Below are 17,726 nucleotides of genomic sequence, written 5' to 3'. Positions count from 1 at the left end.
GTAGAGAGCCGGCTGTTCACCGGATCACTCTAAGGGATGAGGAGGGTTCAGAATGGGGCTTAATATCGAAGATAACCAAAAGATGCTCGAAGAGATTCTTGAGGCTTACCCGGAAAAGGCACAGAAGGATCGTCAGAAGCATTTTGAAATCAATAATGAAGAGTTAATAAACTGTGGCAAATGCGCCATCAAATCGAATATGAAGTCCCGTCCGGGGGTTATGACCCAAAGAGGATGTGCTTATGCCGGTTCGAAGGGCGTGGTCTGGGGCCCGATCAAGGATATGGTGCATATCAGCCATGGTCCTGTAGGTTGTGGGCAATATAGCTGGGGAACAAGACGGAATTATGCCAACGGAACACTGGGCATTGATAACTTTACGGCTATGCAGGTGACGAGTGATTTTCAGGAGACAGATATTGTATTTGGCGGTGACAAGAAGCTTGAAGTCATTTGCCGTGAAATTAAAGAAATGTTCCCACTGGCTAAAGGAATTTCGATCCAATCAGAGTGTCCTGTGGGGCTAATCGGAGACGATATTGAAGCGGTGTCCAAAAAAATGTCTATCGAGCTAGGTATCCCGATCATTCCCGTTCGTTGTGAAGGGTTCCGTGGGGTTAGCCAATCCTTGGGTCATCATATTGCTAACGATGCGATCCGTGATTTTCTGATGGGGAAGAAAGAGCTTGCGGAATGTGGTCCTTACGATATTAATATTATCGGAGATTATAACATCGGTGGGGACGCTTGGGCTTCACGCATTTTACTGGAGGAAATGGGTCTGCGTGTTATTGCGCAGTGGTCTGGGGATGGAACCATCAATGAATTGGCGATTGCGCATAAGGCGAAGCTCAATTTGATTCACTGTCATCGCTCCATGAACTATATGGTAACGACGATGGAGAAAGTATATGGGATTCCTTGGCTGGAATACAACTTTTTCGGGCCGACCAAAACAGCTGAAAGCCTTCGAGCCATCGCCGCAAGATTTGATGAATATATTCAGGAAAACTGCGAGAAAGTCATCGCTAAGTACACGCCACAAATGGAGGCGATTATCTCTAAATTTAAACCCCGGCTGGAAGGTAAAAAGGTCATGCTGCTGGTAGGCGGATTACGTGCCCGCCATACACTGGGGGCTTATGAGGATCTGGGGATGGAGGTGGTGGGCACAGGTTATGAGTTCGCTCACAAGGATGATTACGAGAAGACATTTCCTGAACTTCCGGAAGGCACTATTATCTACGATGATCCAACCGCTTACGAGCTGGAAGAGCTTGCGCAAAGACTTGATATTGATCTGATGGGCTCGGGTGTGAAGGAGAAATATGTGTATCACAAGATGGGTATTCCTTTCCGGCAAATGCACTCTTGGGATTATAGTGGTCCTTACCATGGCTATGATGGGTTTAAGATTTTTGCTAAGGACATGGACATGACCATTAACAGCCCAGTGTGGAGCTTGATCAATTCAGGGAAAACAGGATCACTCCCTAAAAAGGAGGCGGGCGTATGAGGGACAAACTGGAGATCCCAGATTACAACACATTATTTCAAACTGAACCCTATGTGAAGCAACGTGAAGGGAAAAAAGCATTCGAGGCACCCTGCAGTGAGCAAGAGACAGCAGAAGCATTAGCCTACTCGAAGTCGTCTGAATATAAGGATAAGAATTTTGCCCGCACCTCACTGGTAGTTAATCCTCATAAAGCATGCCAGCCCCTAGGAGCCTTGATGGCTGCGCTGGGATTCGAAAAAACTCTGCCGTTTATACATGGCTCTCAAGGCTGCACTGCGTATTTTCGTAGTCATTTAAGCCGTCATTTCAAGGAGCCGACCCCCGCAGTTTCTTCCTCTATGACAGAAGATGGTGCGGTGTTTGGAGGGATGAACAATCTTATTGATGGTCTTGAAAATAGTGTGGCGCTCTATAAGCCAGAGATGATAGCTGTATCCACTACATGTATGGCTGAGGTTATAGGGGATGATCTGCAGGCTTTTATATCCAATGCCCGCCAGAAGGGTGCAATTTCGAACGAAATTCCAGTGCCCTACGCCAACACGCCAAGTTTTTCCGGATCACATATTACAGGTTACGATTCCATGTTAAAGTCTATCCTCAGTACCTTGTTCATCCGCTCTGGGATTGAAGCTACCCCTGGCAGTGGAGAGGGAACTGGAGAGAAGCTGAATGTCATTTTAGGGTTTGAGCCTTATACGGGGAATTTTGCGGAAATTCGAAAAATCCTTGCCGCGTTTGATACAGGCTACACCTTCCTTGGTGATCACAGCGGCAATTTTGATTCCCCGGCTACGGGAGAATATTCCTATTATTATGGGGGAACGAAGCTGGCGGATGTGCCGAAGGCAGCTAATGCGTTGGGAACTCTTTCACTTCAGAAATATTCTGTCAAAAAAACATTGGAATACATCAGCGGCACATGGAAACAACAGACCGTTGCGATGTCGACTCCGCTGGGCATTCATGCCACAGATCGGCTAATAGAGTCTATCAGTGAATTAACGGGATTGCCCATTCCGCCTGAGCTTGTGGAAGAACGTGGCCGGGTAGTGGATGCTTTGCTCGATAGCCACCCTTATCTGCATGGCAAACGAGTGGCTTTAGTTGGCGATCCGGATTTGCTGATCGGCCTGATTGAATTCTGTCTGGAAGTGGGTATAGAGCCTATTCATATTGTGTGCTCCAATGGGGAAAACGGATTTAAAGAAGAAGCGAAAGCTCTGCTTGCTGCCAGCCCCTACGGGGCAGAAACGACGGTTCATATCGGAAATGATTTGTGGCATATGCGCTCTCTGCTGATTGATGATCCTGTGGATCTTGCCATTGGAAGCTCTCATCTTAAATTTGCTGCCAAAGATGCCGACGTTCCTTTGATCCGTGTAGGCTTCCCTATCTTTGACCGCCATCATCTGCATCGTTATCCGATTATCGGTTATCAAGGTGCCTTGAACTTGTTAACTACTATAGTAAATACAATTCTGCAGGGGTTGGATGAGGATTCATCTGGCTTCAACCACGATCTTGTTCGTTAGTAGGAGAACGTTAAGCCGAATCGTATACTTCCGATTCATTCCCTCGTCCTCATACGGAGCCGAGCGTTGGGGAGCGGCCGGAAGTGCAATATTTATCGTAGTGACACTGAATAATTGAGCATTTTAAGCGTAAGGAGTATTCAGTTACGGGAGGTGGTACGATGGAGTCCATCAGAAACGATGTATTCGACGCGCAAGCTTGCGGGAGCTTAACTCCGAAATCGAAACCATGTCCACGCCCCAAGCCGGGCGAAGCGGCTGGGGGCTGCTCCTTTGACGGAGCCCAAATCACGCTGCTGCCGATCATGGATGCTGCGCATCTTGTCCATGGGCCGGCTGCTTGTGCCGGGAATAGCTGGGAAAGTAGAGGGGCTTTGTCAAGCGGGCCTTCGCTTTCACAATACGGATTCACTACAGATCTCAACGATAACGATATTATTTTTGGCGGAGAAAAGAAACTGAAAGATAGCATTGACTATATTGCCGGGCGCTTTATGCCTCCGGCAATATTTGTATATGCGACCTGTGTGACAGCATTGATTGGCGAGGATTTGGATGCGGTATGCAAGGAAGCGGCAGGCAGATTGGGGCTTCCTGTGATCCCCGTGAACAGCCCCGGATTCGTAGGCAGTAAGAATCTTGGAAATCGGCTGGCTGGTGAAGCGCTGCTACAATATGTAATTGGCACAGGTGAACCAGAGATTGAGATTCCTTTAGGTGTGAATTTGATTGGGGAGTACAATATCGCGGGTGAAATGTGGGATATCGAGAAATTAATGAAGAGTGTTGGAATTACGCTAATGTCCAGAATTACAGGGGATGCAAGATATAAGGAAATTACATGGGCACATCATGCAAAAGTGAATATGGTTGTGTGCAGCCGTGCATTGTTAGGTCTGGCAAAAGAAATGGAGGCAATATACCACATTCCTTATTTCGAAGGCTCCTTCTATGGGGCCAAGGAGACAACTTATTCCTTACGTCAAATGGCTTATTTGCTGAATGACCGTGAGATGGAGCGGCGTGTGGATCGGTTGACGGAACTAGAGGAAAGCAGACTGATTCAGGAGCTGCGGCCCTACCGCAAGCTGCTTAAAGGAAAGAAAGCAGTTCTCTATACGGGTGGAGTAAAAAGCTGGTCGATTATTTCCGCACTGAAGGAGTTAGGCGTTCAGGTGGTAGGTGTAGGCACGAACAAAAGCACGGAAGATGATATACGGCGTATAGCGGATCGTGTTGGTGATGACACCGAATATATCCCGGAGGGCGGGGCAAGCCGAATTATCAAAACCGTCCGGGATCGTAAGGCAGATATTATGATTGCTGGCGGACGGAATATGTATGTGGCAATGAAAGAGCAAATTCCGTTTATCGATATTAATCAAGAAAGACACAAGGCCTATGCTGGTTACGAAGGTTTACTAAGGCTGGCTAAGGAGCTGACGTATTCCCTTGCTAATCCAATCTGGAAGCTGGCTGCCAGTGCCGCTCCCTGGGATAAGGAGGAACCTTCCTATGACCGTTAACAAAAGGAGTAAACCTACTTCAGTTAATCCAATCAAAATCGGTCAATCCCTTGGTTCCGTACTGGCATTTCAGGGTTGCTACAAGGCATTGCCTATTGTGCATGGCGCGCAAGGTTGTTCCGCATTTCCGAAGGCGCTGCTTACCCGGCATTTTCGCGAGCCTATAGCCGTACAGACCTCTGCTTTGCAGGAGATGGATGTAATCTTTGATGCGAATCGTAATTTAGAGGAAGCTCTAAATACCATACTCAGTAAACACCGACCAGACATTATAGGTATTATTGGGACTGAGCTGACGGATGTGGCTGGAGTGGATTATCAATCCATGCTCAAGACCTATAAAAGGGAGCGGAACATGCGGGGTGGGCTTGCTTTTTCCGTCACCTTACCTGACTTTCGTGGTTCATTGGAATCGGGGTTCAGTTCTACCGTGGAGGCGATGCTTGATGAGATGATTCAGCAGGTAGGCCATCGGGGTTCAAGGAGTGTGAATTCACGTCAGATTACCCTCTTGCCGGGATCGTTTCTGACGCCGGGTGATGTGATGGAGCTGAAAGAAATGATATCCTCCTTCGGTTTTGAGGTAATCGCTGTACCTGATATATCGACCTCTTTGTCTGGGCATCTGCTGACAGGATTTTCACCGCTAACAAGAGGTGGGGTGCCTCTAGATTCGATGCTGCAAAGCTTGCATTCGGGTCTAACCCTTGCCATCGGCGGAAGTATGGAGCGTCCAGCTAGAAGACTGCATAATGCGCTGGGAACTCCCTACAAAGTATTCGAGAGTGCTATGGGGCTTAAAGCAACGGATGATATTTTGCAATTTCTGCATCAAATTAGCGGGCAGCCGGTACAGCTTCGTTATTGCTGGCAACGAGAGAATTTATTGGATAGCATGCTGGATGCTCATTTTCAATTTGCGGGAATGTCTGCACTTGTTGCGCTGGAGCCAGATCATTTGTATACCGTATCTTCTTGGCTCGAAGAGCTGGGGGTGGAGCAAAAGGCCCTGGTCACTTCCTATGAAACTCCTTTGGTGGTTGAGATGGAACGAGAGGTATGGGTCGGTGATCTGGATGATGTTGAGTTTTTGGGTAAAGGTGCAGATTTATGGATCGGTAACTCACATGGGATAAATGGAGCGGCGCGGTTAGATGCAGCATTTATGGCGGCTGGATTTCCCGTTTGGAATGAGCTTGGTGCTTATATGGCCACTTCTGTAGGGTATCGGGGAGCGATGGAGTGGACGAATAAAGCGGCGAATCTGTTAATGCGAAGGGAGGAGGAACATCGTGAAAGTAGCATTCGCTACAGAGGATGGAATTAGAGTGAATGCCCATTTTGGGCAGAGTCCGATGTTCGCAATTTATAAAGTTACCAAAGGTGGCGGGGAGCTTATAGGTCTTCGTAAACTGCCAACGATTCTCAATCAGGATGAAGCAGGCAAAATAGAGAGTCGTCTGGAGGTGGTAGAGGATTGCACGCTAATATTCATCATGCAGATTGGAGCCTCAGCAGCGGCAAGAGTCACACGTCGTAAAATTATGCCGGTAAAGGTTCCACCAGGCAGTCCTATTGATGAGCAAGTGAAGCGGATTGTTGAAATGCTACAGGGCAAACCACCAATGTGGCTAGCCAAGGTATTACATGCTGAAAATGAAGCGGAAGGGGCGAGTGTAGATGGATCCCATAGCTAATGAGAGTGCTGCATTAATGGGCCGGGTTGCTCCGGAAGCATCAGCATTAAAACACCGTAGTCGAACCACGGAGAAAGAGCTGGATAAAGATATAGCAGAGATGTTCATACGGCGGTTGTGTCAATGGCTTGATACAGAAGACTTTTTTGGAAGACATGCTTCTCTTTCACCACAGAAGAAGATCGAACGATTGTTTCTCGCTTCCGCTGAAGATAAGAACAAATCTGATTTTAACTGCGCGGTTTCTCCAAAAGTCCGTTTGCAGGTTCCTCTCTTGTTTCAGGCGGTGGCGGGCGTGATCGAGGAGAAGAGTGGGGTTCTGGTTCAGAGTTCATCTGAAATAAACGGGGAAGGATTTGGGCGTGCTCTTTTATATAGTGATCGGATTATTCTTGTGTTAAAAAGCTTGAGAGCAGGTTTTCCGTTTCCTTTTACCTCTGAGGAGAAAGTAATTCGCTACGGCGTTGCTTGTGTAGAAGAAGGGTTAGCCTTTATGGATAAATTTAATGAAATGACAGCTCTTTATGGAACGGATGGTCTGGAGGGTTAGATTCCAATGATGCAGCTCAGCCACAGGGAGGGAGCAACATGGAGCAGCTTGTAGGCGGCACCGAACTGGAACGATACGCTCGCCAATTGAAGCTGCTTGGAGAAGGCGGGCAGAAAGCGCTAAAAGAAGCTACAGTGATGATTGCTGGAATTGGAGGGCTTGGAGGCACTGCCGCACTTTATTTAGCTGCTGCCGGAATCGGCAAGCTGATCTTGGCGCATGAAGGAAACATTGTGCCTCCAGATTTAAATCGACAGATTTTGATGGACAGTGATCAGTTGGGTATGGAAAGGATGAGCACAGCCATTCAGCAGCTAAAACGTCTGAATCCAAATGTTGAAATGGAAGGATTTAATTCGAAGATAGAATATAATATAGCAAAACCTTGGGTAGAACAAGCCGATATAGTGATTGATGCACGGTATGATTTTCCGGAAAGATATGCGTTGAATCGCCTATGTGTAGAAACCGGCACGCCAATGGTAGAGGCGGCGATGTATGGATTTGAGATTTCACTAACAACGGTTATACCTGGTGAAACCCCTTGCTTAGAGTGTCTTTATCCGGATGTGAATCCAGAATGGGAACCGTTTGGCTTTCCAGTATTGGGAGCAACCTCCGGAATTGCGGGTTGTCTGGCTGCGTTGGAAGCCGTAAAATGGGTTACAAGGGTAGGGACGACTTATGCGGGCGTAATGCATCGCTTCAATTCACTCGACTTCGCCTGTTACAGCGTCCATATTACCCGTAATCCGAATTGCACTTGCTGCGGAGAGGAAGGTAAACCGTGAAAAGTCTCAGGCTATGTGACACGACACTTAGGGATGGTGAACAGGCGGCTGGAGTTTCATTCACGAGGGAAGAAAAGCTGGAAATCGCAAGGTTGCTGTCGGAATGCGGAGTGGAGCAAGCAGAGGTAGGAATTCCTGCCATGGGCAAGCAAGAGCAAAAAGATATTGCGGCTATCGCTGATTTAGGTCTACCTATGAAGATGATGACTTGGAATCGGGCTTTGGAAAGTGATATCGACAAAGCTTGGGCGACGGGTGTGAACTGGAGTCATGTATCGATCCCTGTCTCGGAAATTCAATTACAAGGTAAGCTAGGTTTAACACCTGCCAAAGGTCTGACAAGATTACTGCATGCGACGGAATATGGTCAACGGCTAGGAATGACTGTGTCGGTGGGGATGGAGGACTCTTCAAGGGCAAGTATGGAGTACCTGGTTGAACTGGTAAATACATTATATAAAGAAGGCATTCGTTGGTTCCGTTATGCAGATACGGTATCTGCTCATCATCCGGGTCAAATGGCAGAGCGGGTAAGCACATTACTTAGTGCTGTTCCTGCAGATGTAGAGCTTGAGGTACACTGCCACAATGATTTTGGTCTTGCGGCTGCAAACACACTTAGCGGTATTGCCGCGGGTGCGGTCTGGGCAAGCACTACGGTAGCAGGGATTGGTGAACGTACCGGGAATGCAGCAATGGAAGAAGTAGTGATGGCTTGGCGTTATCTTTATGGCGGAGAGAGCAGCGCACGCCCGGAGTGTTTGAAGGGGCTGGCGGATAGGGTGATCACAGCCTCGGGCCGAAGTGTCGGCGATGCCAAACCAATCGTCGGATCACTCGCCTTCACACATGAATCTGGGATACATGTTGACGGTTTGTTGAAAGAAACAGCCACCTACCAGACCTTTGATCCCACAGAGGTGGGGAGAGCACATCATCTTGTGTTAGGTAAACATTCCGGAAGTGGTGGAATCATGCATGTTCTGAACGCACATGGTTTAGAGGTTAGTGCTGGAACCGCGGGACGTTTGCTTGAACGGGTGAGAGACTATGCCGAAGTTAATAAAGTGAATGTGCCAGAGCTCCTCTTGGTTGAATGGCTGAGGGAGGATTGGCAACGACCGTAAGAGATATTAGTAAGAATGAATAAAGGCTGACAAGACGGGTACGAAACCTGTCTTGTCAGCCTTTTAATGTTGTTAGGATTAAGTTTATTGTGTTAGCCCTTAACCGCTCCAGCGGTAATTCCCTTGGTCATCTGTTCTGTGAAGAGCAGGTAGATCAGGATGGTTGGGATAGCGATGATCGTCATAACCGCGAACTGTGCACCATAGTTGGATGAATACTCACCAGTGAATTTCATAATGGAGAAGGGAATCGTCTTAAGATCTTCCGAGGTGAGGAAGGTATTCGCCATAATGAATTCATTCCAAGTGCTGATGAAGTTGAGCACACAGATGGTTGCCAGCGCCGGTTTGGTGATGGGCAGGATGATACGGAAGATTAACCCGTAAATGCCACTGCCATCAATAACGGCGGACTCTTCAATGGCCCGTGGGATGGTCTCCAGGAACCCGGTCATAATCAGGACACTCATGGGGATGACAATGGCTGAGTAAGGCAAAATCAATGTGTACATATTGTTCAGCATCCCAAGCTTGTTAAACAGAATGAAGTTTGGCAGCAATGTGGCGTGAATGGGAATGATCATGCCTAACATGATTAGAGAGAGGACAATGCCACTTAGCTTCCATTTCATCCGGGTAAACGCATATCCCATCATCAGGGACACCAGCGCAGAGAGCATAACAGTTATCACTGTAATGATAAGACTGTTGGCAAAATAACGTGGCACACGCCCGTAGGTAAAAGCGTTTCGATAGTTCTCCCACTGGGGTGGAGAGGGCCATTTCAGAAATGAGCTTCCGAAGAACTCACCGCTCTTGAGCAGGGAATAATCGATCAACCAAATAAGCGGAAATAACTGAATCAACGCGATGATACACAGGAACACCATCATTAGAATTTTGCCCGTTGTAGGCTTTCTGCGTTCTTGTTTGTGAAGGTTTAGCTTAGGGGGTGAAGCGGCAGGTGATAAGGAATTATTCATAGGATATCCTCCGGTTACAGGGTTTCTTTAAAATTCTCCGATATCTTTCTTTAAAATCTTGTTGAGGATAACGGTTAGGATCAGGCAGAACACAATAAACAGAATCGAAATGGCATTACCATAGCCGTATAGCGATGATGAGAAGGCGGTTTTGTACAGATAGTTCCCTAGGAACTGTGTGCTATTTGCAGGGCCACCGTTGGTCATTAAGAATACGGTTTCCATTTGCTTAAGACAGGTGGTGACGGCAATGATGATGGCAACCCGCATCATCGGCGAAAGCAGCGGAATGATGATACGCGTGTAGAGGGTAAAGTTGTTGGCGCCATCGATTCTTGCGGCTTCGCTTAAATCTTCCGGAATGCCTTGCAGACCTGAATAATACAGCAGCAGTGCATACCCAAAGCCTTGCCACATAACAACAATGATGATGCACCAGATGGCTGTCTTCGGATCACCGAGCCAATCATGCGTAAGTGCGTCCAATCCAACTCCGCTTAGCAGCTTGTTAAGCAGTCCGTAGTTCGGATGGAAAATTCCGGTCCACAGCTTGGCTGTAACGACGACGGAAATTACAGCGGGGATAAAAAAGATCGTCCGGAATATTTTTTCGTATTTGCCGGAGTTGGTTAGGAATATCCCCATGAGAATGGCAAAGGGATGTTGTAAAAATACTGTGGCGGCGGTCAGGAGCAGGGCGTTGACCAGCGATCTCCAGAACACTTTGTCATGAAATAGAATTTCGCGGTAGTTATCAAAGCCGATGAAATTGTATTTGCCGATCCCGCCCCAATCCGTAGAACCGTAATAAGCGCTCATGAAGATAGGGATGCAGATCATAAAAGCAAATAGGAACAGTCCAGGTGCGATGAGTAAGAAAATCGCTTTTTTGTCGCTTAACACTCTGTGCATGGAAATCTCCGTCCTTTTAAAGAGTAATCTATCTATTACCATCGTAACGGGAAGCCAGGCACCGGAACATGCCGTAAATTTCAGATCGGTGTATACATTTTTTCGAAAACAAAACCCCGGCCTCTGGGGGAAGCCGGGGTTTGCGCACTGCCATCTATAAGGTTACTTCAGGAGCGCTAAGGTTCATGTTTTTTGTAGTTCTCTGGTTTATTTACCAGCGAATTTATCGGATGCAGCATCCAGTGCTTTGGCGAATTCTTCAGGGGTAATCGCATCAGAAAGCAGGCTTTGATGCGCCTCCATTACCTTTTGCTTGAACTCATCGTCACCCACATCCTGCAGTGGAGTACCGCTGGAAGAGGTCATGGAGCTGAACACTTCAATCAATTCTTTTTGCAGCTGGGTTTCGTTACCCGTTAGGAATTGATCGAATTGCTGCGCAGGTGTACCCGCGCCAGCTTGCCATAGCATTTTAGACCAATGCTCTGGAGCGAAGAAATATTTCAAGAAATCAACAGCGGCTTCAGCATGTTTGGAGTTTTTGCTGACTGCATATCCACCACCATACCAAGCGGCATCATCGGTTGCTTTACCTTTAGCTGAAGCTGGGAATGCGAAAGCACCTACGTTATTGCGGAATTCTTCAGAGAAGTTCTCGTCTGTTGCCAGACCCGACTCCCAAGCGCCCATAAAGAACATGGCAGCTTGCCCTTGTCCGAACAAGTTGCGTGCAGCACCGTAATCGGCAGTCAGCCAGCCATCGGCAAAACCTTTAGCATCGGCGAATTGCTGCATTTCAGTTGCAGCTGCAACCAGACTAGGATCTGTAAAGGATATTTTACGTGCCACAGCTTCATCCATTGTATTGAAATCGCCAGTCTGACGTTGGGCTACAAATTCATACCAGATAGGCAGTGTCCAAGCGTCCATACCATTCATAGCGATCGGGTTAATTTTCTTGGCACGAAGTGTTTTGACGGCGGCAAGCAAATCATCTGTTGTTTTTGGCACCTCGATGCCGTTGTCAGCAAATATTTTTTTGTTATAGTACATCACCATGTAGTCGGCACCACGCGGCAAGCCGTAAAGCTTACCGTCTTTACTGAAGCCGTCCATGGATCCGGACACAAACTGATTACCTTCGAAGTCAGCACTGTTCAGTTCAAGCAGCAGATCGTTATCCAGCAGCGGACTCAGGAAGGAGGGCTGACCCCAGGCTTGAATGATATCGGGAAGCTGATTGCTGGAGGCATACACTTTGATTTTTGATTTGTAAGGCTCATCTTGAAGCGCTTCCACTTCAATCTTGACGTTAGGGTTCTCTTTCATGTAAGCATCGATAATGTCTTGCTCTACCTTACCTGAACCATTGGCCCGATCCGCGAGCGCGGTGAAGAACTTCAGTGTGATTTTTTCGGCGGGTGTGTTTTCCCCTGCACTAGCTGTTGCTTCGGCAGTAGCTTCGGCCTTGTCATTTGTAGGTGCATTGGTAGCTTTCGCATTGTTATTTCCGCCACCGCAGCCTGCCAGCAGAGCTGGTAGCATTAGACTCATAAGTGCTAGCTTTATTCCTTTACCTTTCATCAAAAACCCACCTTTTTTATGAGATATATTTCCACGAGAACGGCTGTCATCAAACGAGGACGACAATGTCGTTTCTTCTTGCATCCCCATCTTAAGAGTTTATGACCGATAGAAACATGGTCCATATTTAAGAACTATGTAGGCATTTTTCAGTGATTGTAAAAAGCTGGTTCAGGGTTTAATGATTTCAGTTATACTTGGTTTACACATTTATTGATTATACATGAAGGTGGTTCTCATGAATCGAAACATCCGCTTATTAAGCCGTTATCGCCATCTTCCGCTCCAGTTTAAGCTGTTATTATGGTTTGTGCCGCTGCTTCTCGTGACTATATTTGCTATGGGGTGGAACTCCTATCAGATCTCTTCGCAGCAGGTGGTGGAGAAAATGAAACAGTCACAGGATCACCTGACCCGGAAAACAGCAGAGCAGATTGATGAGATGGTGAGGGGAATGATTTCTTTTTCCAATACACTCTTTCTGGATGAAAGTGTGCAGCGGCTCTTAGTGTCGTCAGAAGCACAAAAAGAACGTAATTCCGTATTTAAAACGGTCACCAACCTGATGGTCGCTGGCAATTCGATTCAATCCCTGATTCTATACTCTTTGGAAGACCAGAATAATGGGGCGGAGCCTTTTGCTGCGAACCAAGCCGGATTGACGACTGGCATGAAGTTCTCTAACTTTATCCAAACCTCGTACTACAAGGAAGCCGTTGAAGCCGCAGGCAGTCCAACCTTTGGATTGTCCAGACCCACGGATGGCATATTTGTTGGTGATCATTATCATAAGATTGTACTTTCCAGAATTATCAAGAATGTATATACTTTAAAACCCGCAGGGCTAGCGGTGATCGGGGTCGATGCTGGAAAGATCGGAAGCCAATATCTAGACAACTCTGAAGATGATGTAGATATGTTTGTGGTAGATCGAGACGGACTCATCATTACGGCTTCTAACCGGAGCTGGATCGGCAAAAGAGATCTTGATCTTCCGTATTTTGCGGACAGCGACCCTAAGTTGAACCTAGAGGAGAGACTGGAGTCTACAGCGGATCACAAACAGTGGATTGTCTCGCATCTGCAGTCAGAAACGACGGGTTGGTATGTAGTGGTGGTGCATTCCAAACGGCAGCTTGTCAAAGAGCTGGGGCAGATTTCACAGGTCACGGTGACGATCGCTTTTCTGTGCTTAGCAGTTAGCTTAATGGTTACCTGGCTCGCCGCCGCCTCAATAACGAAACCGCTGAAAAAACTTTCCCGCTCCATGCGCAGATTCCAGACAGGGGATTTCACGCAGCGCGTATTTTTTGAAGGGAATGATGAGATTGGTCTCTTGGGCCATGGTTATAATCTAATGGTGCAGCGGATCAAATCGCTCATCAATGATGTATATGCCTCCAAACTGAAGCAGCAGGAAGCAGAATTGAAAACGCTTCAGGCGCAGATCAGGCCGCACTTTTTATATAACACGCTGAATACGATTTGTTGGGAAGCTGAGAAGAAGGGCGACAAAGAAATAGCGGATATGGTCTATTCGCTTTCTCAAGTATTCCGGCTGAGCTTAAATGATGGGCGGGATACGTTTACATTGGAACAGGAAGTAGAGCTTGTAAAGAATTATTTGTTCCTGCAAAAAAATCGGTTTAGAGAACGTTTTGAGTTCGAAATTACCTTGGATGAGAGTATCAAGGATTTTACAGTTCCTAAGCTGCTGCTCCAGCCACTGGCGGAAAATGCAGTGATTCATGGGATCGAGCCACTGGCTGGAAGCGGACTAATCTCGATTCGCGCCTTCCGCAAAGATAGGACTATTGTGCTCGAAGTTCAAGATAACGGGGTGGGAATCACGCCGGAAAGACTTCAGGAGCTACATCAGCGTTTAGCGAGAGGAAGCTCTATCTCGGAGGAAGAGGAGAATGCTGGACGTTCGGGGTTTGCGCTCTCGAATGTACAGGAACGTTTAGCTTTGTTTTTTGCCGGAGCCTCATTGCAAGTAGAGAGTGTAGAAGGAGCAGGCACACGTATTATCATTCATATCACTGTGGAGGGTCCCTAAATGATGAAGCTGAAGCTGCTGATTGCTGAAGACGAAGACACCATCCGTGAGGGTATCGTCAATATGATTGACTGGAATTCGCATCAGATTGAGGTAATGGGCGAAGCGGGGAACGGAAGTGAAGCGCTGGCTCTGATGGAGTCTGAACAGCCGGATTTATTGTTAACGGATATCCGCATGCCGCAGATGAATGGTCTGGAGCTAATCGAAGCTGGACGGCGTCGCGGTTACGACTTTCGCTCGATTATTTTATCTGGCTACAATGAGTTCTCTTATGCGAAACAAGCGATTGCGCTGGGGGTTGTCGATTATGTGCTGAAGCCGTGCCGGCCGGAGGAAATTCTGAAGACGGTACTCAAGGCTAAGGAGCTAATTGAAAGGCAGCGTTGTCAGGAGAATGAACAGCTAAAAAGAGATCGTTCCTGGCATAAAAATGCACCGCTTGTCAAAAGCCAAGTGCTGTCCCAATGGATTCATCATCCTCCGGTTCCGCTGGAGCGGCGGCAGGAGCTGATCGGTGAGTTAGCTATGGCTATTAGTCACGAAGGTCCGCAGATTGGGCTGGTCAGCTTTGATTTTGATCCTCCCTCTGCCGGTGGGTCTGGACAGGATTTTGTACTTTTACGTTACGCGGCCCTAAATATTATTAGTGAGACCTTGTCTCCTATCTATAAAGGAAAAATAGAGACCTTTCATGATGGCAATCTCCTGCTCTGGATCGGCAGTGGTTTAGCTGGAACGGATTCCCGCAAGTCTTACCGAACCCCCATCTATTTGAAAGAGCAGATCGGGATGCTGCAAAGCAACCTGGAGAAATACCTCAAGCTGTCAATCAGTATTGCTGTAGGCTCCTGTCGTGCGGATATTTCGGAAGCTCACCTGTCTTATAAAGAAGCGCTTCAGGCCATGGAATCCCGCTTTCTGAATGGGAAAGGCGGCGTTTATTTTTATACAGAAGGCTCGGGAGTTATTGGGGGTGGCGTACAGGAGATCGGGATTTTAGATGATCCTGAATTAAATGTGCTGGAGGATGAGATGCTTGTGGCAGTCGGTGCAGGAAGTAATGAGCTTGCCCTCGATCTGCTGGAGCAGTGGCTGGAACGTTTTCGCGGAAACCCCGGATGCCTCAAGCAGGAGGTGAATATTCGGGCAACCGCTTTTGTCGTTCGCCTTAAGAGGCTTGCGCAGGAAAAACAAGTAGCTGGATTTGAATGGAAGCAGCATTTGGTCAATTGGATGGAGCAGGCACCACAGATCGAGACGCTGGAGGAATTGTCTACGATCCTGAATAAGATCATGCAGAATGTGGTGGAGGCTTTTTCTAAACATCGCCCTCTGCATCGAACAGTAGTTACAGCGCTTGAGATCATCCGTAACAAATATAATACCAATCTATCTCTGGAGTATGTTGCGAAGGAAGCTTATGTATCTAATACTTATTTAAGTTCACTGTTCCGCCAGGAGCTGGGTGTGAATTTTCTCGATTACTTGCATCAATACCGGGTAGAAGAGGCAAAAAAGCTGCTCCGCCAAAACTTAAAAATGTACGCCGTTGCAAAGTTAGTGGGCTATGGGGAAGAACGCCACTTCAGTGCTACTTTTAAGAAATGGACCGGACTTACGCCCTCACAATATCAAAAGGGACTAGGGAAGTAGGAGTAAATTGTTATCTACTAGGCTTTGTGTGGTTAAACTCTACATATAGCTAAATAGGAGGTAACCGAGAAATGAACCCGAAATGGTGGAAAGAGAGTGTCGTGTACCAAATTTATCCGATTAGCTTCATGGATAGTAACGGAGATGGGATTGGAGACTTGCAAGGAATCATATCCAGACTGGATTATCTGCAGGATTTAGGTGTAGACGTGATTTGGGTCTGCCCTATTTATAAATCACCAAACCATGATAACGGTTATGATATCAGTGATTACTGTGACATTATGAAGGAATTTGGCACGATGGATGATTTTGACCATTTGCTGAGGGAGATGCACGCACGTGGGATGAAGCTGATGATGGATTTGGTTCTGAACCATACGTCACATGAGCACCCATGGTTTGTTGAATCTAGATCGTCGAAGGACAATCCGAAACGGGACTACTATATTTGGCGAAAAGGAAAAAATGGAGGTCCCCCGAATAACTGGGAGTCTTATTTCAGTGGCTCGGTGTGGGAGCATGATCCGCGGACGGATGAATATTACCTTCACCTTTACTCCAAATATCAGCCTGATCTGAACTGGGAGAATCCGGTGGTCATTGATAAGCTGCATGAGATGGTGGAATGGTGGCTGAAGAAGGGTGTGGACGGATTCCGCTTTGATGCCATTGCACATATCGTGAAGACGAAAGGGTACCCGGATGCGGATAATCCAGGTGGAACACCTACCGTAAGGGCTTATGGAATGTTCTCCAATCTGGCAGATGTGCATACCCTGCTACAGAATTTATATGATAAAGTGCTTTATTTCTACGATATTATGACGGTAGGAGAGACCTCAGGACTTGGACCGGAGCAGGCGCTAGATTATGTAGGTGATGGTCGCCGGGAGCTGAATATGACTTTTCAATTTGAGCATATGTTTCTGGATGCCGCTTCGGCAGGTAGTGGAAAATGGGATGTCGTCCCATGGAGTCTACTGGAGCTGAAAAAGATTATGAGTAATTGGCAGACGGTTCTGCATGACAAAGGCTGGAATGCGAATTATCTCTGCAACCATGACCAGCCGCGCGCAGTGTCCCGGTTTGGGAACGACCTTTTTTACCGGATTCCTTCGGCTAAAATGCTGGCGACCTTCATTCACATGCTGGAAGGCACACCTTATATTTATCAAGGCGAAGAAATTGGAATGACGAATGTCTGTTTCGAATCCATTGATGAGTACCGGGATGTAGAGACGCTTAATTATTATGAAGAAAAGCGAAAAAACGGCGTTCCAGAAGAGCAGATTATGTCTGCCATTCATCATAAAAGCCGGGATAATGCCCGCACCCCGATGCAGTGGGACGATGGTCACGCAGGTGGTTTTACGACGGGGACTCCTTGGATTGAAGTAAATTCCAACTATATGGAGATCAACGCTGGCAATGCGATTAAAGATCCCGATTCCATCTACAACTACTATAAACAGCTGATTGCCCTGAGAAAAAAACACAAAGTCATCGTTTATGGAGCCTACGGGCTGCTGCTCGCAGAGCATACAGAGATATATGCGTATACTCGGACATTAGAAGATCAGCGGCTGCTGGTTATTCTGAATTTTTATGATGGAGAGCCTGTATTCGAATGGCCAGCGGAGTTCCAACCAGACAATATTGAGCTGTTAATTTCTAATTATTCCGTGGAAAAAGATGAGCAGATCCAACCGCTTAAACTTCGTCCTTATGAAGCACGAGTATATTTGCAGCAGCTTGTGTAAGGGAAGCTACAGGAATGAGTTGTC

General features: G+C 47.1%; 14 protein-coding genes. 11 read left to right on the top strand and 3 right to left on the bottom strand.

Annotated features, from left to right (window positions below):
- Nucleotides 1-52: 52 nt before the first annotated feature.
- The 8 genes from nifD to MHH50_RS25175 all read left to right on the top strand — a co-directional run bounded on the left by nifD (nt 53) and on the right by MHH50_RS25175 (nt 8,745).
- On the top strand, nt 53-1,516 hold the full coding sequence (gene nifD, locus MHH50_RS25210; RefSeq protein ID WP_340033596.1) for a nitrogenase molybdenum-iron protein alpha chain: 1,464 nt from the start codon (nt 53-55) through the stop codon (nt 1,514-1,516).
- Nucleotides 1,513-3,054, top strand: a complete 1,542-nt coding sequence (gene nifK, locus MHH50_RS25205; protein WP_076279963.1) for a nitrogenase molybdenum-iron protein subunit beta — start codon at nt 1,513-1,515, stop codon at nt 3,052-3,054. The genes nifD and nifK overlap by 4 nt, the downstream gene beginning before the upstream one ends.
- A gap of 161 nt (nt 3,055-3,215) precedes the next feature.
- On the top strand, nt 3,216-4,580 hold the full coding sequence (nifE, locus tag MHH50_RS25200) for a nitrogenase iron-molybdenum cofactor biosynthesis protein NifE (RefSeq protein WP_076279962.1): 1,365 nt from the start codon (nt 3,216-3,218) through the stop codon (nt 4,578-4,580).
- Entirely contained in the window at nt 4,570-5,907 is a 1,338-nt protein-coding gene (gene nifN / locus MHH50_RS25195) for a nitrogenase iron-molybdenum cofactor biosynthesis protein NifN (protein WP_076218881.1), read from the top strand. The genes nifE and nifN overlap by 11 nt, the downstream gene beginning before the upstream one ends.
- Nucleotides 5,873-6,277 (top strand): NifB/NifX family molybdenum-iron cluster-binding protein, encoded by a 405-nt coding sequence (locus tag MHH50_RS25190; protein WP_036679578.1) that lies wholly within the window; start codon nt 5,873-5,875, stop codon nt 6,275-6,277. The genes nifN and MHH50_RS25190 overlap by 35 nt, the downstream gene beginning before the upstream one ends.
- Nucleotides 6,261-6,827 (top strand): DUF269 domain-containing protein, encoded by a 567-nt coding sequence (locus MHH50_RS25185; protein WP_340033593.1) that lies wholly within the window; start codon nt 6,261-6,263, stop codon nt 6,825-6,827. The genes MHH50_RS25190 and MHH50_RS25185 overlap by 17 nt, the downstream gene beginning before the upstream one ends.
- Nucleotides 6,828-6,865: 38 nt before the next feature.
- On the top strand, nt 6,866-7,618 hold the full coding sequence (locus MHH50_RS25180; RefSeq protein WP_076218878.1) for a HesA/MoeB/ThiF family protein: 753 nt from the start codon (nt 6,866-6,868) through the stop codon (nt 7,616-7,618).
- Nucleotides 7,615-8,745, top strand: a complete 1,131-nt coding sequence (locus MHH50_RS25175) for a homocysteine methyltransferase (protein ID WP_340033591.1) — start codon at nt 7,615-7,617, stop codon at nt 8,743-8,745. The genes MHH50_RS25180 and MHH50_RS25175 overlap by 4 nt, the downstream gene beginning before the upstream one ends.
- Before the next feature lie 92 nt (nt 8,746-8,837).
- Here the strand turns inward: MHH50_RS25175 and MHH50_RS25170 are convergent, their stop codons facing one another.
- From MHH50_RS25170 to MHH50_RS25160, 3 genes are all read right to left on the bottom strand, one after another.
- Nucleotides 8,838-9,728, bottom strand: a complete 891-nt coding sequence (locus MHH50_RS25170; RefSeq protein WP_036679567.1) for a carbohydrate ABC transporter permease — start codon at nt 9,726-9,728, stop codon at nt 8,838-8,840.
- Between the two features lie 27 nt (nt 9,729-9,755).
- Nucleotides 9,756-10,640, bottom strand: coding sequence for a sugar ABC transporter permease (locus tag MHH50_RS25165; protein WP_036679565.1), 885 nt, complete (start codon nt 10,638-10,640; stop codon nt 9,756-9,758).
- Between the two features lie 207 nt (nt 10,641-10,847).
- On the bottom strand, nt 10,848-12,224 hold the full coding sequence (locus MHH50_RS25160) for an extracellular solute-binding protein (protein ID WP_076129193.1): 1,377 nt from the start codon (nt 12,222-12,224) through the stop codon (nt 10,848-10,850).
- Nucleotides 12,225-12,462: 238 nt separating this feature from the next.
- Between MHH50_RS25160 and MHH50_RS25155 the strand changes: the two genes are divergently transcribed.
- The 3 genes from MHH50_RS25155 to MHH50_RS25145 all read left to right on the top strand — a co-directional run bounded on the left by MHH50_RS25155 (nt 12,463) and on the right by MHH50_RS25145 (nt 17,702).
- Nucleotides 12,463-14,283, top strand: coding sequence for a sensor histidine kinase (locus MHH50_RS25155; RefSeq protein WP_340033589.1), 1,821 nt, complete (start codon nt 12,463-12,465; stop codon nt 14,281-14,283).
- Nucleotides 14,284-15,939 (top strand): response regulator, encoded by a 1,656-nt coding sequence (locus MHH50_RS25150; RefSeq protein ID WP_076281904.1) that lies wholly within the window; start codon nt 14,284-14,286, stop codon nt 15,937-15,939.
- 71 nt (nt 15,940-16,010) lie between these two features.
- Nucleotides 16,011-17,702, top strand: coding sequence for an alpha-glucosidase (locus tag MHH50_RS25145; RefSeq protein ID WP_076129196.1), 1,692 nt, complete (start codon nt 16,011-16,013; stop codon nt 17,700-17,702).
- The last annotated feature ends 24 nt before the right edge of the window (nt 17,703-17,726 follow it).

It is taken from the genome of Paenibacillus sp. FSL H3-0302, assembly GCF_037982245.1.
In the GTDB taxonomy this organism is placed as follows: domain Bacteria; phylum Bacillota; class Bacilli; order Paenibacillales; family Paenibacillaceae; genus Paenibacillus_AQ; species Paenibacillus_AQ odorifer.
This window is presented reverse-complemented; position numbering and strand designations above follow the sequence as displayed.